The sequence below is a fragment of the Kitasatospora sp. NPDC038210 genome (genome assembly GCF_055600605.1).
Genome location: NZ_JBVJYK010000009.1, coordinates 257,917 through 279,748 on the forward strand (window position 1 = coordinate 257,917; position 21,832 = coordinate 279,748).

General features: G+C 75.6%; 8 protein-coding genes. All 8 read right to left on the reverse strand.

The features are described 5' to 3' along the window. Window positions 1–113 precede the first annotated feature (113 nt). Window positions 114–1,436 (reverse strand): MFS transporter, encoded by a 1,323-nt coding sequence (locus tag ACZ7KX_RS20640; protein ID WP_470327679.1) that lies wholly within the window; start codon window positions 1,434–1,436, stop codon window positions 114–116. Continuing rightward, window positions 1,433–2,662: a cytochrome P450 gene (locus ACZ7KX_RS20645; RefSeq protein WP_470327680.1), complete on the reverse strand. Its 1,230-nt coding sequence runs from the start codon at window positions 2,660–2,662 to the stop codon at window positions 1,433–1,435. Before ACZ7KX_RS20645 ends, ACZ7KX_RS20640 begins: the two co-directional genes overlap by 4 nt. Beyond that, complete coding sequence (locus ACZ7KX_RS20650) at window positions 2,659–3,405, reverse strand: CatB-related O-acetyltransferase (protein ID WP_470327681.1); 747 nt, start codon at window positions 3,403–3,405, stop codon at window positions 2,659–2,661. Before ACZ7KX_RS20650 ends, ACZ7KX_RS20645 begins: the two co-directional genes overlap by 4 nt. Further along, on the reverse strand, window positions 3,398–10,666 hold the full coding sequence (locus ACZ7KX_RS20655; RefSeq protein WP_470327682.1) for an amino acid adenylation domain-containing protein: 7,269 nt from the start codon (window positions 10,664–10,666) through the stop codon (window positions 3,398–3,400). The genes ACZ7KX_RS20650 and ACZ7KX_RS20655 overlap by 8 nt, the downstream gene beginning before the upstream one ends. A gap of 36 nt (window positions 10,667–10,702) precedes the next feature. Next, window positions 10,703–10,897, reverse strand: a complete 195-nt coding sequence (locus tag ACZ7KX_RS20660) for an MbtH family protein (protein WP_350522721.1) — start codon at window positions 10,895–10,897, stop codon at window positions 10,703–10,705. Window positions 10,898–10,977: 80 nt separating this feature from the next. Continuing rightward, window positions 10,978–17,316, reverse strand: a complete 6,339-nt coding sequence (locus ACZ7KX_RS20665; RefSeq protein WP_470327683.1) for an amino acid adenylation domain-containing protein — start codon at window positions 17,314–17,316, stop codon at window positions 10,978–10,980. Next, the gene (locus ACZ7KX_RS20670) at window positions 17,313–20,018 is read right to left on the reverse strand and encodes a condensation domain-containing protein (RefSeq protein WP_470327684.1); all 2,706 of its coding nucleotides are present in this window, start codon (window positions 20,016–20,018) and stop codon (window positions 17,313–17,315) included. The genes ACZ7KX_RS20665 and ACZ7KX_RS20670 overlap by 4 nt, the downstream gene beginning before the upstream one ends. Then, window positions 20,008–21,789 carry a carbamoyltransferase family protein gene (locus ACZ7KX_RS20675; RefSeq protein WP_470327685.1) on the reverse strand — a complete coding sequence of 594 codons (1,782 nt, stop codon included), beginning with the start codon at window positions 21,787–21,789 and terminating at the stop codon, window positions 20,008–20,010. The genes ACZ7KX_RS20670 and ACZ7KX_RS20675 overlap by 11 nt, the downstream gene beginning before the upstream one ends. Between the last annotated feature and the right edge of the window lie 43 nt (window positions 21,790–21,832).

Consider the following 21,832-nt stretch of genomic DNA (forward strand, 5'->3'; position numbering starts at 1 on the left):
GGCGCGGCGTGGCGCGGCGAGGGGCGGCGAGGGGCGGCGTGCCGGCGGTCGAACGCCGACCGGGCCCGGACGCCACCCCGCGGGGGAGTCGCGTCCGGGCCCGGTCGGCGGCCTCAGCGCTGCGCCGGGGGGCCGGAGCCGGCGGTGTCCCGGCCGGCCCGGTCTTCAGTGTCTGCCCGGCCTGCCCGGTCTGCCCGGTCGGCCGGGTCGGCAGGGGCAGCCGGGCCGGTCGGCGCCGAGGTCACGAACGTCCGCTCCGTGAGCGCGGGGACCGGCCACAGCACCAGCGCGGCGGCGCAGGCCGCGGTGACCGCCGCCATCGCGATCAGCAGCGTCCGGTAGTCGAAGCGGTCGATGAGGACCGTGCCGGCGGCCAGCGACAGCGACTGCGGGACCAGCACCAGCATCGTGCAGATGGCGTTGACGCGGCCCTGGAGCCGGGAAGGCGTGTGGAGCTGCGCCGCGGACGACAGCACCACCATGATCCAGGTGATGGCGATCCCGTCCGCGACCTCGCCCGCGACGACGAACGCCAGGTGCGGTACGCAGTAGGCGAGCGCCGCCAGTGTGAACGCGCCGATCCCGAGGCCGGCGGTGCGCGCCATGCCGACCCGCCGGATCAGCGCGGAGACCGTGAGGCCGCCGACCACCGCACCGACGCCCTGGACGGCGTTCAGCGGGCCGAGTGCCGAGGGCGGTCGGCCGAGCCCCTCGTCCACGACCGCGAACATCACGGTCTGGCTCAGGCCGATGACGCAGAACGCGCAGGCCGCGGCGTAGCCGATCCGGGCCAGCACCGGTGTGGCGCCGATGTGCCGGATGCCCGCGAGGGCGCTGCGGAGGAACGGCTCGCGGGACGGCTCCGGTCCGACCGACTCCTCGACCCGCAGGCCGGCGAGCGCCAGGATCGCGGCCAGGAAGGTGAGGGAGTTGAGCACGGCGAGCGTTCCGGCCCCGGCGACGGCGTAGACCGCCACGCCGACCAGCGGGGCGATGATGCGCAGCCCCTGGCTGGTCGTCTGGAGGATCGCGTTGGCGCCGGTCAGCTGGTCGTCGGGGAGGAGGTCGCGGCGGATTCCGGCGGACGCGGCGCCGAGGACGCCGAAGGCGACGCCGTAGCAGACCGCCACCAGGTAGATGACCCACAGCTGTTCGCCGCCGTGCACCGCGAGCAGGGACAGCACGGCCAGCGCCATGAGGGCGTTGGTGGCCATGAGCAGCGGGCGCCGCCGCACCCGGTCGGCGAGGTGGCCGAAGAGCGGCGACAGCACCATGGGCGCGCCGAGGGCGGCCTCGACCCCACCGGCGGCGGCGTTGCTGCCGGTGAGGTCCTTGGCCCAGATTCCCAGGGTCAGGAACAGGGCGCTGCTGCCGAAGCCGGAGAGCGCCTGGCCGATGAGCAGGCGGCGGAACCGGGGGTCCGCGAGCGGCTTCACCGCCTCTCCCGGCCGTCGCGGGGGTGCAGCAGGACGGGTGCGGACTCGTGGCCCCGGATGAGGTTGGAGTGCAGCCTGCGGGCCGGGCCGGCCGGTTCGGCGCCTTCGGCGCGGGCGAGCAACTCGGTGAACAGGACCCGCAGTTCGGTGCGGGCGAGGGCCCCGCCCAGGCAGAAGTGCGGGCCGACGCCGAAGGAGACGTGCGGGTTGGGCGTGCGCCGGACGTCGAAGCGCTCGGGGGCCTCGAAGACCGTCTCGTCGCGGTTCGCCGACGGCATCCAGACCGTCACCGGGTCGCCGGCCCGGATCGACCGGCCGGCGATCTCGACGTCCCGCGAGGCCGTGCGCAGCACGTGCATCGCCGGGCTGGTGAAGCGCAGGACCTCGTCGACGACGCCGTCCATCCGGTCGGGGGCGGCGGCCGCGAGCCGCCACTGGTCGGGGTCGGCGGCGAAGGCGAGGAGGCCGCCGACGGTGGCGTGCCGGGTGGTCTCGTTGCCGCCCGAGATGAGGCCGTCGCAGTTGAGGAAGATCTCCTCGTCGGTCAGCGGCTCGCCGTCGACGAGGCCGTTCACCATGGCGCTGATGACGTCGTCGCCCGGCTCCTCGCGGCGGAAGTCGACGAGGTCGGCGTAGTAGGCGAGCATGCCGGCGTGTGCTTCGAGCCGGGCGATCGGGTCGACGTCGGAGGCGCCGAAGGCGGCCCTGGTGGAGTCGAGCATGAAGCGCCAGTCGCTCTTCGGCACGCCCAGCAGGTCACAGATCACGGCGACCGGCAGGACGGCGGCGAAGTCGGTGAACTCGCAGGGCTCGCCGGCCAGCACCGGCTCCAGTTCCTCGCGGACGATCGTCCGCATGTTCTGTTCCAGGCGGGCGACGGTGCGCGGAGTGAACGCGGAGCTGATCACCCGCCGGATCTTCGCGTGCCGGGGCGCGTCCGTGACGATGAGCATCTTCCCGGCGGCCTCGGCGGTGGCGGTCGGGTTGTGGCCGATCCGCATGCCCTGGGCGGAGGTGAAGGCCGCGGTGTCCTTGAGCACCCGCTGGACGTCGGCGTGCCGGGTGACGGCCCAGAAGCCGCCGCCGTCCGGGGACTCGTTCCAGTGGACGGGGTGGTCGCGGCGCAGTCCGGCCCACACCGCCTCGGGGTCTCCGGCCCCGTACAGGGCCGGGTCGGCGAGGTCGACCGTCGGCGGGGCGCCGGGGCTGCCGGTTGCTTTCGTCATGACGCGCTTCCCTGGGTGGTGGCCGGCGCCGGGCCGAGCAGTTGCTCGGCCCGCGCGATGGACAGGATCCGTTCGGGCCGGCCGAGGACCAGCTCCGGGAGGTGCCGGGAGACGGCCGCCACCGGCCAGTCCCACCAGCGGGCCGTGAGCAGCCGCTCGACGTCCTCGGGGCCGTAGCGGGCGCGGATCACCCGGGCCGGGTTGCCGCCCACGATCCGGTACGGCGCCACGTCGGAGGCGACCAGGGCGCCCGCGCCGATGATGGCGCCGTCGCCGACGGTCACCCCGGGCATGATGGTGGCGCCGCGGCCGATCCAGACGTCGTTGCCGATCCGGGTGTCGCCCTTGCGGCCCGGCCCCCGGGCGATCAGGTCGTCGAGCAGGCTGTCGCGCCAGTCGCCCTCGAAGCTGAGGAACGGGTAGCCCGTCGGCCCGTCGAAGACGTGGTTCGCGCCGGCCATCACGAAGGTCACGCCCGCGGCGACGGAGCAGTAGCGGCCGATGAACAGGCGCTCGGTGCCGAACGCGTAGCGGACCCGGGCCTCCTCGAACCCGGCGGTGTCCTCGGAGGCGTCGTAGTAGGAGAAGTTCCCGGCGACGACCTTGCCGTCCGGTTGGAGCACCGGGCGGATGAAGACGAGGCGGTCGTCGCCGAGCGGACGCGGATCGCGGGGGTCCGGGACGTCCAGGTCGGGGTCGAGGTCGGGATCGGCGTCGGGCCCGGGGGCGTGGCGGTCAGTCACGGCGGGCCTCCGGTGCGGCCGCCCGGTCGTCCCGCGGGGCCCGCAGGGCGGCCGTCACCAGCGGCCCCGACTGCTCCATGACGGCGGGCGTCATCATCGCGTCGTGGTCGGAGTCCACCACGTGGTGCTCGGCCGCGGTGAGGTACGGCTGCCAGGCCTGCGCCGCGGAGCCCCGCTCGGCGACGGTCTTGGCGGCGGCGATGCTCAGGACCCGTCCGTGGTAGCCGTCCGGGTGCGGCGGCCCGAGGAGGGCGGCGACGCCCTTGGCCGCGCGGACCAGGGCCCGGCTCTGGCGGGCGTCGAGGGCGCCGTCGGCGGACGGGCCCGCGATGACCTCACCGGTCACCCACGCGGCGAAGTCGCCGTCCAGCTCCTCGGGCGTCACCGGGCGTTCGTACGGCCAGGCGTCGTAGAGGACGACGAGGTCGACCGTCCGTCCGGAGGCCTCCAGCAGGCGGGCGACCTCGTAGGACAGGACCCCGCCGAGCGACCAGCCCATCACGACGTACGGGCCGTCGGGGTGCGTCGCGGTGATCAGGTCCGCGTAGCGCCGGGCCAGCGCGTCGAGCGACTCGACCGCCTTGAAGCGGCCGTGGCTCTCCGTCACCTGGATCCCGTAGACCGGCTGGTCCCGCTCCAGGTGGGGCAGGACGGAGCTGTAGCACCAGCTGAGCCCACCGATGGGGTGGATGCAGAAGACCGGGCGGCTGCTCGCCCGGCCGCGCCGGAGCTCGATGACGTTGGCGTACGGGTCCGTCGGGGCCTCGTCCAGTCGGGCCGCGAGCCCCGCGGCGGTGGGCGCCTCGAACAGCGTCGCGATGCCGATCTCGGCGCCGAGCAGGGCGCGGATCCGGCCGATCAGCCGGGTCGCCAGCAGCGAGTGACCGCCCAGCTCGAAGAACGAGTCGTCCGGGCCGACCCGGTCCAGGCCGAGCTCCTGCGCGAAGAGCCGGACCAGCACGGCCGTGCGCGGGTCCTCCGGGGCGTCCTCGCCGGCCCGGCCCTCGGCGGCGGGGCCGCTCGCCGACGGCGCGGGCAGGGCCTTGCGGTCGAGTTTCCCGCTCGGTGTCAGCGGCAGCCGGTCGAGGACCACGACGTCGCCGGGCACGAGGTACTCGGGCAGGTGCTCGGCCGCGTACCGGCGCAGGGCGCCGGCGGGGTCCCGGTCCTGCGGCTGCCGACCGGCCGCCAGGACGGCGTAGGCCACCAGCCGGACGTCCCCCGGGCGGTCCTCGCGGGCGACCACCGCGGCGTGGGCGACCTCCGGGTGGCCGGTGAGCACCGCCTCGACCTCGCCGGGCTCGACCCGGAAGCCCCGGATCTTGATCTGCTCGTCCGTCCGGCCGAGGAAGACCAGCTCGCCGTCCGCGGTCCAGCGCACCAGGTCGCCGGTGCGGTACAGGCGCTCGCCGGGAGCGCCGAAGGGGTGGGGCAGGAAGCGCTCCGCCGTCAGCGCGGGCCGGTTCAGGTAGCCGGTGGCCAGCCCGGCGCCCGCGAGGTACAGCTCCCCGGGCACGCCGGGCGGGACGGGGCGCTGGCGCGCGTCCAGCACGTACACCCGGGTGTTCGCCACCGGTCGGCCGATCGGGACGGCCTGCGGCACCCCGTCGACGGTGCGCATGGTCGCGCACACCGTGGACTCGGTCGGGCCGTAGGCGTTGACCACCTTCGCGAAGTGCCGGGCCGCGTCGAGGACGGCGGGGGTGCAGGCCTCGCCGGCGGTGATCAGCGTGACGCCGGCGACGTCCTCGTCGAACTCGGTGGCGAGGACCACGGCGGGCGGCAGGGTGGCGTGGGTGATGCCGTGGACGCGCAGGAAGTCCGCAAGGGCCGGGCCCGGGACGCGGTCGGCCTCCGGGACGACGACCAGGCACCCGCCGGTCAGCAGCGCCATCCAGGTGTCCCAGACGGAGGCGTCGAAGCTCGTCGAGGCGAACTGCAGCACCCGGCTGTCGGCGTCGACGCCGAGCGTCGCCGCCTGGGCGTGCACCATGCTAGGGACGCCGCGGTGGGAGACCACCACGCCCTTCGGACGGCCCGTCGACCCGGAGGTGTAGATCACGTAGGCGGGGTGGGCGGGGAGCAGCGGCGCGGTCCGGTCCGCGTCGGTGGGCGCCGTGGCGGGCCGGTCCGTGACCGAGCGCCGCAGCTGCTCGTCGTCCAGCGCCAGGACCGGCAGGCCGGGGGCGGTGGGCAGGGCGGCGGCGACCTCGCCGGTGCTGAGCACACAGGCCGGGGCCGCGTCCCGGAGCATGAAGGCGACGCGGTCGGCGGGGTAGGACGGGTCGACCGGGAGGTAGGCCGCTCCGGCCTTCAGGACCGCGAGCAGGGCCACCACGCCCTGCTCCGAGCGGGGCAGGGCGAGGGCCACCAGGCGGCCCGGCCCGATGCCGCGGGCGATCAGCTCGTGCGCCAGCCGGTTGGCGCCGGCGTCGAGTTCGGCGTACGTCAGCTCGGTGCCGAGGCAGCGGACCGCCGGAGCCGCGGGGGTGTGCGCGGCCCGGGCGGCGAAGAGCTCGGGCAGCGTCCCCGCCGGCACCTCGGTGGTGGTGTCGTTCCAGTCCCGGAGGACCTGCCGGCGCTCCCGGGGGGACAGCAGCTCGACCTCGCCGGTGCGGCGGCCCGGGTCGGCGGCCATCGCCTCCAGCACCAGCACCAGCCGGTCGGCGATGCCCTCGACGGTGGCGTGGTCGAACAGGTCGGCGTCGTACCCGATCGCGGCGACCAGGCCGGCGGCCGGCCCGGACGCGTCGTCGGAGCCCGGGCGCTCGCCGAACACGAAGGACAGGTCGAAGGCCGAGATGCCCATGCTCAGGTCGTGGGGCGCGACCGCCAGCCCCGGAAGGGCGAGTTCCGCGCTGATGGTGTTCAGCATGGAGACGCTCACCTGGAACAGGGGGTTGGCGCCGGGCACCCGGGCCGGGTTGAGCGCCTCGACCAGGGTCTCGAACGGGACGTCCTGGTGGGCGTAGGCGCCGAGGTCGGCCTCCCGGATCCGGCCGAGGAGTTCGGCGAAGGTCGGGTCGCCCGAGACGTCGGTGCGCAGCACCAGGGTGCTGGCGAAGAAGCCCACCAGGCCGTCCAGCACGGCGTCGGCGCGCCCGGAGGTGGCCGTGCCCAGCGGGATGTCGGTCCCGGCGCCGCAGCGGGAGAGCACCACGGCGACCGCGGCCTGCAGCGCCATGAACACCGTGCAGTCGTGGGCCCGCGCGGTGGCGGCCAGGGCGGCGTGCAGCGCCGGGCCGACCTCGACCGCGACCTCCCCGCCGCGCAGGCCGACCGTGCCCGAGCGCGGCCGGTCGAAGGGCAGCGCGAGCTGGTCGGGGATGCCGGCGAGGGTCCGGCGCCAGTACTCGGTCTGCTGCGCGAGCCGGCTCGCCGGGTCGTCCTCTGCGCCGAGGAGGTCCCGCTGCCACAGCGTGAAGTCGGCGTACTGGACGGGCAGCGGCGGCCACGCCGGGGCCGTGCCGGTGCGGCGTGCCGCGTACGCCTCGGCGAGGTCGTCGAGCAGCGGGTCCAGCGACCAGCCGTCGCAGGCCACGTGGTGGACCACCAGCAGCAGGACGTGCTCGTCCGGGGCGAGGCGGAAGAGGCGGGCGCGCAGGGCGGGTTCGGTGGTGAGCCGGAAGACCTTTCCGCTCTCCCCGGCGAGTTCGGCCTCCAGCGCCTCCGGGGTGGTGTCGGTGACGGTCAGGCCGGTCCGGGCCTCCGGGCCGGTCAGGACCTTCTGCCAGGGGTGGCCGTCCTCGGTGGGCAGGACGGTGCGCAGCGACTCGTGCCGGTCGACGACGTCGCCCAGGGCGGCGTTCAGTGCCTCGACGTCCAGGGCGCCCGTGAGGCGCGCCGCGTACGGGATGTTGTAGGCCGCCCCGCCGTCGAGCTCGTTGAGGAACCACAGGCGGCGCTGGGCGAAGGACAGCGGCAGGCGCTCCGGGCGCACCGCGGGGCGCACGGCCGTGCGGGCCTGCTGCCCGAGGGCGACGGTGGCGGCCAGGCCGGCCGGCGTCGGGGCCTCGAAGACGGCCCGGATGGACAGTTCCACGCCGAGGGCGGCGCGGATCCGGTCCACCAGCCGGATGACCAGCAGCGAGTGCCCGCCGAGCTCGAAGAAGGCGTCCTCGACGCCGACCCGCTCCAGGTCGAGGACGTCGGCGAACAGTCCGCACAGCGCCTCCTCGGTGGCGTTCGCGGGTTCGCGGCCGGTGGGCCCGGCGGAGACGTCCGGTGCGGGCAGGGCGGCGCGGTCGACCTTGCCGTTGCGGGTCAGCGGGAGGGCGTCCAGGACGACGACCGCGGCGGGGACCATGTGGGCGGGCAGGTGGGCGGCGGCGAAGTCGCGCAGTGCGCGGGGGTCCGTCCCGTCGGGGCAGGCCGCGTAGGCGACGAGCCGGCGGTCGCCGGGGGCGTCCTCGCGGACGAGCACGGCGGCGCCGCGGACGGACGGGTGCCGGCCGATCGCGGCCTCGACCTCGCCGAGTTCGATCCGGAAGCCGCGGATCTTCACCTGGTCGTCGGTGCGGCCGCAGTACTCCAGTGCGCCGGCGGCGTTCCAGCGGCCCAGGTCGCCGGTGCGGTAGAGGCGGCCGCCGGGCACGTCGCCGAACGGGTCCGGGAGGTAGCGCTCGGCCGTCAGCGCGGGGCGGCCGAGGTAGCCGCCGGCCACGCCGGGACCGCCGACGTGGATCTCGCCGACGACCCCGGTGGGCACCGGCTCGCCGCGGGCGTCCAGGACGACCAGCCGCCATCCGGGGATGGTGCCGTCGATGGGGGAGACGTTCCCCTCGGCCGCGGCGGCGGGCCCGGTCCCGACGGGGGCCATCACCCGCCAGGTCGTGATCACCGTGTTCTCGGTGGCGCCGTAGGCGTTCACCAGCCGGGTGGAGTCCGCCGGGTGCCGGCGCTGCCACCTGCCGACGGTCGCGAGGTCGAGCGCCTCGCCGCCGAGCACGACCAGCCGCAGCCGCAACGCGCCCGGCGGGTGCCGTTCCTCCCGGGCCACGAACTGCCGGAAGGCGGACGGCGTCTGGCTCAGGACGGTGACCTGCTCGCGGGCCAGCACCCCGTGCAGCGCGTCCGGGTCCATCCCCGCCTCGCGGGGCACGACGACCAGACGGCCGCCGAAGGCCAGCGCGCCCCAGATCTCCCAGACCGAGAAGTCGAAGGCGAGCGAGTGGAACAGCGTCCACACGTCGGTGTCCGACGGGTCCGCGAGGACCTGGACGGAGGCCAGGAACGCGGCGAGGTTGCCGTGGGTGACCTCGACGCCCTTGGGCCGGCCGGTGGAGCCGGAGGTGTAGATGACGTAGGCGAGTTCGGCCGGCTCGGGCCGTACGGGCGCCGGGCCGGGGGCTTCGGCCGGGTCGGCGGCGGTCGTTCCGGTCGCGTCCGTCGTTCCGGTGGCGTCGAGGGTGCGCCACGGCCCGTCCGGGACGCGGGCAGCGGTACCGGGGTCGGTGAGGACCAGCGGCACCCGGGCGTCGTCGAGGATGAACCGCAGGCGGGCCGGCGGGTAGTCCGGGTCGACGGGGACGTAGGCGGCGCCGAGCCGCAGGACGGCGAGCACGGAGGCGACCATGTCGACGGAGCGGCCGAGGCAGACCGCGACCCGGTCGCCCCGCCGGACGCCGGCGCCGGCCAGCAGTGCGGCGATCCGGGCGGCGCGTTCGTCGAGCAGGCGGTAGGTCAGCCGGGTGCCACTGCCGTCGGTGACGGCGGTGTGCCCGCCGACGGCCGCGACCTGCGCCGCGAAGCGCTCGACCGCCGAGGGGCGCACGTCGGGCAGCCCGCCCGCCGCTCCGCTGCCGAGGTCGACCAGCCGCTGCCGCTCGGCCCGGTCCGTCACCGGGAGTTCGCCGACCGGCCGCTCCGGATCGGCCAGCGCCCCGGCGAGCAGCAGCTGCCAGCGGCGGGCCACGGCCTGCGCGGTGGCCCGGTCGAAGACGTCCTCCGCGTACTCCAGCACGCCGCTCAGGCCGGCCGGCTGCCCGCCCTCTCGGCGTTCGGTCAGGCCGAGGCTGAGGTCGAACTTGGCCGCCCCGGCGCCGAACGGCTCCTCGGCGACCGTCAGGCCGGGCAGGACCAGGCCGCCCTCCCCGCCGGTCTCCAGCGAGAAGCTCACCTGGAACAGGGGGTTGCCGCTCGCGGTGCGGACGGGGTTGACGGCCTCGACCACCCGGTCGAAGGGGACGTCCTGGTGGGCGAACGCCGTCAGGGCCGTGCGGCGCACCCGCTTCAGGAGCTCGCCGAAGGTCGGGTCGCCCGAGCAGTCGACCCGGAACACCAGGGTGTTGACGAAGAACCCGACGAGCTCCTGCAGGTCCTCGTCCGTCCGGCCGTCCACCGGCGAGCCGATCGGGATGTCGGTGCCCGCGCCCAGCCGGCTCAGCAGCGCCGCGAACGCCGCCTGCAGCGCCACGAACGGCGTGACCCGGTGCTCGCGGGCCAGCCGCGTCAGCGCCCGGTGGGTGTCGGCGTCGACCTCGAAGTGCACCGTCCCGGCCGGCGAGGAGCCCGCCGTGGGCGGCCTCGGCCGGTCCCGGGGAAGCACCAGCTCCTGCGGCGCGCCGCGCAACTCCTCGCGCCAGTGGTCGAGTTGCCGGGAGACCAGGCTCTGCGGATCGTCCTCCGCGCCGAGCGCCGAGCGCTGGCGCACCGCGTGCTCCGGGTACTCCAGGGGCAGGGCGGGCCAGGCCGGCTCGGCACCGGCCCGGCGCGCCGCGTAGGCCGTCCCGAGGTCGCGCTCCACGAGCCCGAGAGACCAGCCGTCCGCGGCGATGTGGTGCAGCACCAGCACCAGCACGTGCTGCGCCGGGCCGGTCGCGAACAGCCATGCCCGGACGGGGAGTTCGGAGGTCAGATCGAACTCGTGCCGACAGGCGAGGTCCACCCGGCCCGGCACCTCCCCGGCGGCGCACTCGGCGGACTCCACCGTGAACCGCCCGGCGACGTCACCGGGCGGCACGACCTGCTGCCACGGCTCGCCCGCGATCTCCGGGAACACCGTCCGCAGCGCCGCGTGGCGCCGTACGACGTCGCCGAGCGCCGCCGTGAGCGCGGTCCGGTCGAGGGGGCCGGAGATCCGCACCACCCGGGGCATGTTGTACCCGGCCCGGTGCTCCCCGAGCCTGGAAAGGAACCACAGCCGCTGCTGCGCCGGTGACAGCGGCAGCCGGCCGGCACCCGCCGCGGCGGGTGCGTCCGGCGACAGGGGTGCCGGGGCGGGAGTCGACCCGTCTTCCCGGGCGTCCAGACCGTGTGACATCCGATGTACCTCCAACTCCGTCCCGTACGACCGTGACTAGGCGCTGCGCAGGCTCTTGGGCCGCATGTCGGTCCAGTTCCGCTCGATCCACTCCAGGCAGTCCGGCTTCTTGCCCCGGGCCCCGGCGTCCTGCCAGCCGGGCGGGTTCTCCCGGTCCTGGGGCCAGATCGAGTACTGCTCCTCGTCGTTCACCACGACCTTGTAGTCCAGGTCGAGTTCGTCGTCGGACATGGCAGACCTCCACAGGGGGAAAGGGGTTGGGATGACGGGTGGTGCGGGTCCCGTCGCGTGCTGACGGGGTGTCGGGAACGTCAGGCCGACAGGTGGCGCGCGAGTTCCGCGACCGTGGGGTGGAGCTGGACGTCGACCGGCTTGAGCGGGAGGCCGAGTTCGCGCTTGATCCGGAAGGCGATCTGCACGGCCCGGACGGAGTCGCCGCCGAGGTCGAAGAAGTCGTCCTCCGCGCCGACGCGCTCCACCTTGAGGATCTCCGCCCACACCCGGGCCAGGGACTCCTCCAGCGGGGTGTGCGGCGCCACGTGCCCGGCCGCGGCGGCGGAGCGGACGGGTGCGGGCAGTGCGGCGCGGTCCACCTTGCCGCTCGGCGACAGGGGCAGCGCGTCCAGCACCACGACCGCGGAGGGCACCAGGGACGCCGGCACCCGGCGGCCCAGCCAGGCGCGCACCTCGTCGGCCGAGACCGCGGCGGAGGCGGCCGGGACGACGTACCCCACCAGCCGGCGCTCCGCGCCCTCGCCGAGCGCGGTGGCGGCACCGGCGGCGACGCCGGGGTGCGCCCGCAGGTGCGCCTCGACCTCGCCGAGCTCGATCCGCAGGCCGCGGACCTTCACCTGGTCGTCGGTGCGCCCCAGGTATTCGAGGTCGCCGGCGGGCGTCCACCGGGCCACGTCGCCGGTCCGGTACAGGCGTGCCCCGGGCGCGTCGCCGGTCGGGTCCGGCACGAAGCGCTCGGCGGTCAGCGCGGGGCGGCCGAGGTACCCGCGGGCCACGCCGACGCCGCCGATGCAGAGCTCCCCGCGGACACCGGGCGGCACCGGCCGGCCCGCCCCGTCCAGGACGTGGGCGACGGCGCCGGGAACGGCCCGGCCGATCAGGACGTCGCCCTCCGCGGCGCAGCGGTGGGCGGTCGCGTAGACGGTGGCCTCGGTCGGGCCGTAGGCGTTGACCAGCTCCGCCGCCGCGGCCCAGCGTGCGGCCAGGGGCGCCGGGAGCGCCTCGCCCGCCACGACGACCCGGCGCAGCGCGGGCAGGTCGCCGGGGTCCAGGCCGGCCAGGACGCTCGGCGGCATCGACAGGACGGTCGGCCGGTGCGCGCGGATCGCCGCGACCAGCCCCTCCCCGACGCGGTCGGCCCCGCCGGGGGAGACGACGAAGGTGGCGCCGGTGGTGAGGGCGGACACGAGGTCGGCGACGGACACGTCGAAGCTCAGCGACGCGAACTGGAGGAGCCGGTCGTCCGGGCGCAGGGCCATGACCTCGTCCGTGACGGCCACCAGGTTGTCCAGCGACCGCCAGTCGACCTCGACCCCCTTGGGTGTGCCGGTGGAGCCCGAGGTGTAGATGACATAGGCGAGTTCGGCGCCCTCGGGGCGGACGGTTCCGCCGAGGCCGGCGTTCTCCGCCTGGCCGGCGTTCCCTGCCCGGCCGGCGTTCTCCGCCTGGTCGGCGTCCCCTGCCCGGCTGGTGACGAGCGTGCGCCAGGGGCCGTCCGGGACGCGGCCGGTGGTGCCCGGGTCGGTGAGGACGAGCGGGACGTCCGCGTCCTTGAGGACGAACTCGATCCGGCTCGCCGGGTGGTCGGGGTCGATCGGGACGTGGGCGGCGCCGAGGCGCCACACGGCGAGGACGGCGGCGACCATGTCGGCGGAGCGGCCGAGGCAGAGCCCGACGCGGTCGCCGCGCCCGATCCCGGCCCCGGCGAGCAGGGCGGCCAGCCGGGCCGCGCGTTCGTCGAGCCCGCGGTAGGTCAGCCGTCCGCCTGCCGCGTCGGCGACGGCGGTGGCGTCGCCGTTCGCCGCGACCTGCGCCGCGAACCGGGCCAGGACGCCCTGCGGCGCGGGGGCCGCGGTGCGTGCCGCGGCCGGGGCCGCGGCCGGTCCGGCGAGCTCGCCCTCCGGGTCGGTGACCAGGGCCTCGACGGCCCGGACGTGCTGCTCGGCGATCTCCTCGACCTGGGCCGGGGTCAGCCGGTGGGCGTCGTAGTCGATGCACAGCTGCAGGCCGTCGGTCAGCGGGTTGCGGAAGAACGTGACGGTGAGCGGGACGTCGGCCGGCTCCACCCGGCGGCTGGCGGTCAGTTCGCCCAGGCCGCTGAGCAGGTCCGCGTGCGCGCCGTCGCCCATGGTGTCGCGCATGACGTGGAAGTTGTTGAAGGTGAAGTTGGTGGTGAACAGGTCGCGCCCGCCGGCGAGTTGCCGGATCCGGGCCAACGGCATCCGGCGGTGGGGCAGGATCCCGGCCTCCGCTTCGAAGACCCGGCGGACCAGGTCGGACCGGCGCCCGCCGCCCACCACGAGCCGGAACGGGACGGTGTTGAGGAACAGCCCGCGGGCATCCGTCCCGCCGGTCTCCTCCAGCCGGCCGTTGAGCGTGACGCCGCAGCAGACGTCGTCGAGGCCGGTCTGCGCCGCGATCACCTGGAGGTGCGTGGCGAGCAGGACGGTCTTCTCCGGTACGCCGAGGCGCTTGGCGAGCGCTCCGACCCGCGGACCGAGGCCGGCCGGGAGGTGCGCGTCGCGCCAGCCGTACCCGTCGACCACGCCGCTGGCGCCGTCGCCGCGCAGGGCCTGCCCGGCGGGCCGGGGTGCCTGTTCGGCGAGCGCGGGGAGCTGCGGCAGGGTGTGCCCGGCGAGCGTCTCGGACCAGAACCGCCGGGCCTCGGGCGAGGCCGACGCGTGCTGCTCCAGGGCGACGAAGTCGCGGTAGGCCGAGGCCGGGGGCGGGAGTTCGGCCGGGCCCGCGCCGTCCAGGAGCCGGGTGTAGTGCAGGAGGATCTCGGTGATCGTCGACCACAGGCTCCAGCCGTCGAGGATGGAGTGGTGCTCGACCAGCGTCCACTGGAAGCTGTCGTCGGTGAGCACCTGGACGCCCAGGCGCAGCATCGGCGGCCGCTCCAGGTCGAACGGGCGGCGCTCCCGCTCCAGCAGCTCGTCGACGGCCCGGTCCTGCTCGGCCGGGTTCAGCGCCCGCAGGTCCTCGACGACGAGCGGCACGTCGGCCTCGCGGTGGACGAGTTGCAGCGGCTCGTCGTAGCCCGTCAGGTCGAAGCCGGTCCGCAGGACGGGGTGCCGGGCGACCACGGCCCGGACGGCGCGGCGGAACGCCTCCTCGTCGAACCGGTACGGCAGGCGGTAGCTCGCCGCGTTGACGTAGGGCAGCGCCTGCAGGTCGGACGCCATGTGGTAGATCATTCCGACCTGGAGGGCCGTCATGGGGTAGGCGTCGTCGAGGCCGGCTCCGGGGCCGTCGGCGATCCGGGCCCGGTCGGCCGCGGAGAGCAGCCCGAAGGGCTCGGTGCGTGCGCGGTCGCCGGCCGTGTCGGCGGCGGCGGCGAGGTCGGCGAGGGTGCGGTGCCGGTAGATCTGCGCGACGGCGATGCCGAGTCCGCGCCCGCGGGCGAGGGCGGCCACCTGTACGGCGCGGATGGAGTCGCCGCCGAGGTCGAAGAAGCCGTCGTCGGCGCCGACCCTCTCGACCCGGAGGACCTCGGCCCAGACCTCGGCGAGGACCTCCTCGGCCGGGGTGCGCGGTGCCACGTAGGAGGCGGCGTCGGCGGAGACGTCCGGTGCGGGCAGGGCGGCGCGGTCGACCTTGCCGTTGCGGGTCAGCGGGAGGGCGTCCAGGACGACGACCGCGGCGGGGACCATGTGGGCGGGCAGGTGGGCGGCGGCGAAGTCGCGCAGTGCGCGGGAGTCGGTTCCGTCGGGGCAGGCCGCGTAGGCGACGAGCCGGCGGTCGCCGGGGGCGTCCTCGCGGACGACCGCGGTGGCGCCGCGGACGGACGGGTGCCGGCCGATCGCGGCCGCCACTTCGCCGAGTTCGATCCGGAAGCCGCGGATCTTCACCTGGTCGTCGTTGCGGCCGAGGTATTCGAGTTCGCCGCGGGCGTTCCAGCGGGCGAGGTCGCCGCTGCGGTACAGACGGGCGCCGGGCACGCCGCCGAACGGGTCCGGGACGAAGCGCTGGGCGGTGAGGTCCGGGCGTCCGAGGTAGCCGCGGGCCACGGCCTCGCCGCCGACGTGCAGTTCGCCCTGCACGCCGACCGGCACCGGCTCGCCGTGGGCGTCCAGGACGAGCGCCCGGTAGCCCGGCAGGGCCCGGCCGATCGGGCTGCTGCCGGCCTCGATCCGCTCCTCGTCCAGCACCTGCCAGGTGACGTGCACGGTGGTCTCGGTGATGCCGTACATGTTGACGAGGACGGGGTGGCCGGGCTGCCGTCGGCGCCACCAGGTGCGGACCGCGGCCGGGTCGAGCGCCTCGCCGCCGAACACGACCAGGCGCAGGCCCGGTTCGGCCTCCGGGCGGCGTTCCGCCTCGGCCGCGAGCTGGCGGAACGCGGACGGCGTCTGGTTCAGGACGGTGACGCGCTCACGGACCAGCAGGTCGAGGAAGGCCGCGGGGTCGCGCGTCACGTCGCGCGGGACGACCACCAGGCGCCCGCCGTGGGCGAGGGCGCCCCAGATCTCCCAGACCGAGAAGTCGAAGGCGACCGAGTGGAACAGCGACCAGACGTCGGTGTCGCGCAGGCCGACGGTCTGCTCGCCGGCGTCCAGCAGCGCGGCCAGGTTGCCGTGGGTGACCTCGACGCCCTTCGGCCGGCCGGTGGAGCCCGAGGTGTAGATGACGTAGGCGGGTTCGCCGGGCTGCGGGCGGACGGCTCCGGGGCGGACGGCTCCCGGCTGGGGGTCGTCCGGCGCCGCGGTGGTGAGGAGCGTGCGCCGGCCGCCGGCGGGGACCCGGCCCGCGGTGTCCGGGTCGGCGAGGACGAGCCGGACACCGGCGTCGTCGAGGACGTAGGCGATCCGGTCCGAGGGGTTGTCGGGGTCGACGGGGACGTAGGCGGCGCCGAGGCGCCAGGCGGCGAGGACGGCGGCGACCATGTCGGCGGAGCGGCCGAGGCACAGCCCGACGCGGTCGCCGCGCCCGACCCCGGCCCCGGCGAGCAGCGCGGCGAGCCGGGCGGCGCGCTCGTCGAGCCCGCGGTAGGTCAGCCGTGCACCGGTGCCGTCGGTGACCGCGACGCGGTCACCGGCCGCCGCGACCTGCGCGGCGAACCGCTCCGGCGCCGACGGCCGCACCCGCGGCGCCGGAGCCGTCCCGACGAGCTGCGCCCGCTCCTCGGCCGACAGCAGTTCGGCGCGCGCCACGGGTGCGTCCGGCTCGGCCAGGAGGGCTGCGAGCAGCCGGCGCCAGTGCCCGACCAGGCGCTCGACCAGCTCCGCGTCGATCAGCTCGGTCCGGTGTTCGACCTCGATCTCGATCCGCTCGCCGTCGTCGTTGACGTTCCAGGTGAGGTCGAACTTGGCGGTCGCGGTGCTCACCGGGACGTGGGCGGTCTCCAGCCCCGGCATCGGGGGCGCCGCGTGGCCGCGTGCGTAGCCGAACAGGATCCGGAACAGCGGCGAGCCGTCCCGGTCGGTGCCGAGCCGCCGGGCGAGGTCCTCCAGGGCGACGTCCTGGTGCTCCAGGGCGTCGATGAACGCGTCCCGGGCGGTGTCGAGCAGCCCGGTGAAGCCGGTGCCGGGGCGGGCGGCGATCCGCAGCGGGACCACCTTGACCAGACAGTCCACCAGCCGGTCCGTCCGCGGATCGTCCCGGCCCGCCAGCGACGTCCCGATGACGAGGTCCTGCTCCCCGCTGTAGCGGGTGAGCAGCGCGGCGAACCCGGCGAGGAGCGTCACGGCGGGGCTCACCCGGTGGGTGCGGCCGAAGGCGCGCACGGCGGCGCAGAGCGAGTCGGGCAGGGTGAACCGGGACGTCGTGCCCCGGTTGGTGCGGGCCGTCGCCCGGCGGCCGGAGCCGAACAGTTCCGTCGCCGCGGGGGCGTCGCGCAGCGTCCGCTCCCAGAAGGCGAGGTTCTCCTCGGCCGTGGCGGCGTCGAGCGGCCGGAGCTCGGGCTCCTGTAGCGGGGCCTCGTCGGGTCCGGGCGTGCGGTCCGCGCCGGGCCGGTAGTGGGCGGCGAGGTCCTCCAGCAGGACGTCCACCGACCAGCCGTCGCTCACGAGGTGGTGGGACACCAGCAGCAGGAAGCACTCGTCCTCGGCGTACCGCAGGACGGTCACCCGCAGCAGGGCGTCGCCGGCGACGGCGAAGGGACGCGCGATCTCCTCGGTCATGGCCTGCCGGGCCGCCGCCTCGTCGGTCAGCCGGAGCTCGCGGACGGGGACGTCGCCGTGGTCGAGGACGGTCCGGCGGGGGAGGCCGGCGGCGGAGGAGAACCGCGTCCGCAGCGCGCGGTGGCGGCGCACGAGCGCCGCGACGGCGTCCCGCAGCCCGTCCGTGGACAGCTCGCCCCGCAGGCGCAGCGCGACCGGCACGTTGTACACCGGCTGCCCCGGGTTGACCTGCTCGGCCAGCCAGATGCTCTGCTGGGTCGGCGACACGGGTAGCGAGTGGGTCGAGTGGGTCATGACGCCGCACCTCTTTCCTGATCGGCGGTCTGCCGCTGCCGGTGCTCGTCCGCCCGCGCCAGCCGGATGACCCTGACGGTCCTGTGCAGGCCCGGCAGGTCGGGCTCGTGCGCCTCGATGTGTGCCGCCAGCGCGGCGACCGTCCCGTCGACCAGCAGGACGCGCAGCGGCACCGTGACGGACAGTTCGCGCCGCAGCCGCGCCACGATCCGCGTCGCGGTCAGCGAGTAGCCGCCGAGCGCGAAGAAGTCCTGGTCGGCGCCGACGGCCTCCACGCCGAGCTCGTCGGCCCAGATGTCGGCCAGGACGGTTTCGAGGGCCGCGCGCCGCCCGGAGGCCGGGGCCGGACCGGCCGCCGGGTCCTCGTGGGTCGGGTCCTCGGCGGCCTGGTCCTCGCTGAGCGGGGCCGGACCGGTGGCCGGGTCCTCGCCGGGCGGGGCCCCGGCGGCCCGCTCCGGCGCGACCGGCTCCCCGGCGGGCAGCCACCCGTCGGCCCTCAGCTCCGGATCCCGTACCACGGCCGCGAGGAGCGACAGGTAGTGCCCGACGAACCGGGCGATGTGCGCGGCGTCGTAGCGGTCGGCCCGGTACTCGACGTTGCCGATGGTCCCCGAGGTGGTGGACTCCAGCGTCACCATCAGCCCGAACTTCGCCGAGCGGACCCGGACGGGCACCTCCTCGGCCTCGGCCCCCGGGAGCACGAGCCGCACCGGGTCGACGTTCAGCAGCTCGAAGATGACCGAGGTCAGCGGCGAGCCCGGGGCGCCGTGGGCCCGCCGCTCCCGCAGGGCGGCCTCCAGCGGGTAGTCCTGGTGCGCGTAGGCGTCGATGACGGTGGTCCGGGCGCGGTCCAGGAGTTCGCGGAACGGGAGTTCGGCGGCCAGCCCGGTGCGCAGCTGCACGAGGTTGACGAACGAGCCGACCGTCGTTTCGAGTTGCGGGTGGTTGCGGCCGGCGACGGAGGTGCCGACGGTGAGGTCGTGCCCGCCCGAGTAGCGGTGCAGCAGACCGAGGAAGGCGGCGTAGAGCACCATGAACGGGGTGGTGCCGCTGCGTCGGCCGAGCGCCTCGACCTCGCCGAGCAGCCCGGCGGGTATCTCGAAGCGGTGGCAGCCGCTGCGCAGGCCGGGGCCCGCGTCGGGGCGGTGCAGCGCCGTCAGGTCCACCTCGGGGGCGGTGACCACGCCCTCCCGCCAGTGGTCCTGCAGCGCGGGCAGCCGCTCGGCCAGCACGCCGCGGTGCCAGGCCGCGTAGTCCAGGTAGCCGGTGCGCGGCCCGTCGTCCGGTGCGCCCGCCCGGCCGGCGTACAGCGCGCCGAGCTCGTCGACGAGGTGGGCCAGCGACCACTGGTCGCAGACGATGTGGTGGACGACGAGGACGAAGGCCCAGTCGTCCTCGGCCAGGCGTACGAGCACCGCGCGCAGCGCGTTCTCGGCCAGGTCGAAGGGCGCGTTGACGGTGCGGTCGACCAGCGCGGCGAGGGCCGCCTCGTCGGATCCGGGCAGTTCGACGGTCTCGAAGGGGGCCGTCGGGTCCGGGGCGACGGTCTGGACGGGGCCGGCGTCCGACTCGGTGATCCGCAGCCGCAGCGCCTCGTGCCGCCGAACCAGCTCGTCCAGGGCCCGGCGCAGCGCGTCCGGGTCCACCGTGCCGCGCAGCCGCCAGTACAGCGGGAAGTTGTACTGCGCCGCGCCGGGGTTGAGCTGTTCGGCGAGCCAGATCCCGGTCTGCGCGGAGCTGAGCGGGTGGGCGCCGCCGGTCGGTGCGGTCGGGATCGGGCGCACCGTCGAGGGCGCGGCCCGGCCGATCCGGTCGGCGAGCGCGGACAGCGTGGGGTGGTGGAAGAGGTCCTCCACGGTGAGCTCGACGCCGAAGAGGGTGCCCGCCCGCATGGCGACCCGGGCGGCCAGCAGGGAGTGCCCGCCGAGGGCGAAGAAGTCGGACTCGGCGTCGATCTCGGCGGGGGAGACGTCCAGCACCTCGGCCCAGACGGCCGTCAGGAGGCCCTCGGTGGTGGTCGGTCCGGGGGTGCCGGGCGTCGCCGGGGAGGCCTGCGCCGGCTCCGGGTCCGCGTCCTCCTCGACGTCGATCAGGGGCAGGTCCGGCGAGTCCAGGAGTGCGGCCAGCACCTGCCGGACGTCGCCGCAGAAGGCCGTCACAGCGGCGGGGTCGTAGAGGTCGCGGTCGAACTCGCAGCCGGCCTCCTTGCGGTCCGGGTCGAGGACGAGCACGACGTCCCGGTCGGCGAGCTGCGGTGCGAGGCCCCGCCACTCCTCGGCCGGGCGACCGAACAGCACCGCGACACCGGAGCGCCCGGCGGACTCCGACCCGGATCCGGACTCGGTGTCCAGCGCGGTTTCGAGCTCGGCGTCCAGCCGGCCGAGGGTCACCGTCGCGGCGGCCCCGCCGCCCGACTCGACCTCGACGTCCAGGAGCCGGGCCGGTCCGAAGGCGGTGCCGACGGCGAGCGCGGTGCGGCCGCGGCGGTGTCGGGCGGCCAGTGCGGCGGCGACCGCGGCGACCGCCACCGTCTGCGGCTCGACCCCGTACCGGGCGGAGACCTCGGACAGGCACTCGGCGAAGGCGGCGCCGTCGACGCCGACGGTCGCGCGCCGGAACTGCGGCACCGGCGGGCGCGGCCGGTCGGGCGGCAGCGTCGCGTGGGCGGCCGGCCGGCCGGGCCGGAAGGGGCTAGCCGACATCGGCGATCGACTCCTCGGCGTCCTTGACGATCACGGTGCGGCCGAGGACGAGGGCGTCCAGCTTCGAGCGCAGGAAGGTGCGCAGCGCTTCCTGCGGGGTCGCGATGATCGGCTGGCCACGCAGGTTGAAGGAGGTGTTCAGCACCACCGGCGTGCCGGTGCGCCGGCCGAAGGCGCCGATCAGCTCGAAGAACCGCGGGTTGCTCGCGGGGTGGAGCACCTGGACGCGGGCACTGCCGTCCACGTGGGTCACCGCGCCGAGGTTGTCGCGCTGCTCGGCGCGGGTCTGCGTCACGAACAGCATGTGGGCGTACCGGGATTCGGTGCCCGGGTCGATCTCGAAGTACTCACCGGCGTCCTGGACGCGGACCACCGGCGCGAACGGCCGGAAGCTCTCGCGCTCCTTGACCACCTCGTTCAGGCGGTCGCGCATCGCCTCGGTGCGCGGATCGGCGATGATGCTGCGGTTGCCCAGCGCGCGGGGGCCGAACTCCATCCGGCCCTGGACCCACGCGGTGATGTTGCCGTCGGCCAGCAGCTGCGCGACCCGTTCGGCGAGTTCGGCGTCGGTGGCGTACTCCTCGACGGTGCAGCCCTCCGGCTCGCCGACCGCCGCCGCCAGCTCCTCGTCCGAGAACCCGGGCCCCCAGTACGGCATGGACATCCGCCCGGCCCGCGAGGCCCCGGCGGCGTCCGCCGCGAGCGCCGCACCGATCGCGGTGCCGTCGTCGCTGGAGGCCGGCTGGACGAAGACGTCGTCGAACAGGCGGCTGCGCGAGACCAGGCCGTTGAGCGTGCAGTTCAGTGCGACACCGCCGGCCAGGCAGAGCCGGGACAGGCCGGTGCGCTCGCGGGCCGCGCGCAGGACGTGCAGCATCGCCTGCTCGGTGATCGCCTGCAGGCCCGCGGCGATGTCGGCGTGGTCCTGCGTCGAGGGCTGTCCCGGCAGCCGGGCCGGGCCGAGCACGGCCGCCAGCTCGCGCAGGACGCCCTCGTGGGTCTCGTGCTCGAAGGCCGTGCGGTCCCGGGCCAGCACGGGGACGGTGTACGTGCCGTCCTCCCGCAGCCGCACCATCGCGGCGAAGCGGTCGTAGTAGCGCTGCGGGTCGCCGTAGGGCGCCAGGCCCATCACCTTGTACTCGTCCATGAAGGGCACGAAGCCGAGGTGGTGGGTGACCAGGCTGTAGAGGATCCCGACCGAGTGCATGGCCGGGATGGTGCTCAGCACCTCGATGGACTCGCCCCGGCCGACCGCGACGGTCAGGCTCTCCGACTCGCCCATCCCGTCGCTCACCACGATCAGCGACTCCTCGAACCCGCTGGGGTAGAAGGTGCTGGCGGCGTGGGCCAGGTGGTGCGGGACGGGCCGGAAGCGGTCGTCCCAGAGGCGGCCGGGCAGGAACTTCCCGGCCAGCGCGAGCTGCGACTCCGTCGAGTACACCTCGCGGAACCGGGCCGCGGAATGCGGGCTCCCGAAGCTGTCGGCCGGCTCCCCGTAGGCGAAGCCGTGCGCCAGGACGTCGATGTCGTCGGGCCCCAGACCGGCCTGCGCCAGGCAGAACTCGATCGCGTTGACGGGGAACGACCCGGTGGTCTTCTCGCCGGTGAACCGCTCCTCCGCGGCGGCGGCCACGACCTCGCCGTCGATCACCAGGGCCGCCGCCGAGTCGTAGCCCTGGGCGAACCTGTGCAGCCGGGGATCGAGCCCGGGGAAGGCCTCCCGCTTGAATTCCAGACCGCCGTTCAGCCCGCTGTAGCCGAGGACGCGCATAGTCTCCAACCTCACCGTCGATGCCGCGCGGAATTGTTCGGCC

What these genes read in the sequence shown, in the direction of transcription:
- ACZ7KX_RS20660 (WP_350522721.1), bottom strand. Translation starts at nt 10,897, where the DNA reads ATGTCCGACGACGAACTCGACCTGGACTACAAGGTCGTGGTGAACGAC.
- ACZ7KX_RS20675 (WP_470327685.1), bottom strand. Translation starts at nt 21,789, where the DNA reads ATGCGCGTCCTCGGCTACAGCGGGCTGAACGGCGGTCTGGAATTCAAG.
- ACZ7KX_RS20655 (WP_470327682.1), bottom strand. Translation starts at nt 10,666, where the DNA reads ATGTCACACGGTCTGGACGCCCGGGAAGACGGGTCGACTCCCGCCCCG.
- ACZ7KX_RS20645 (WP_470327680.1), bottom strand. Translation starts at nt 2,662, where the DNA reads ATGACGAAAGCAACCGGCAGCCCCGGCGCCCCGCCGACGGTCGACCTC.
- ACZ7KX_RS20665 (WP_470327683.1), bottom strand. Translation starts at nt 17,316, where the DNA reads ATGACCCACTCGACCCACTCGCTACCCGTGTCGCCGACCCAGCAGAGC.
- ACZ7KX_RS20670 (WP_470327684.1), bottom strand. Translation starts at nt 20,018, where the DNA reads ATGTCGGCTAGCCCCTTCCGGCCCGGCCGGCCGGCCGCCCACGCGACG.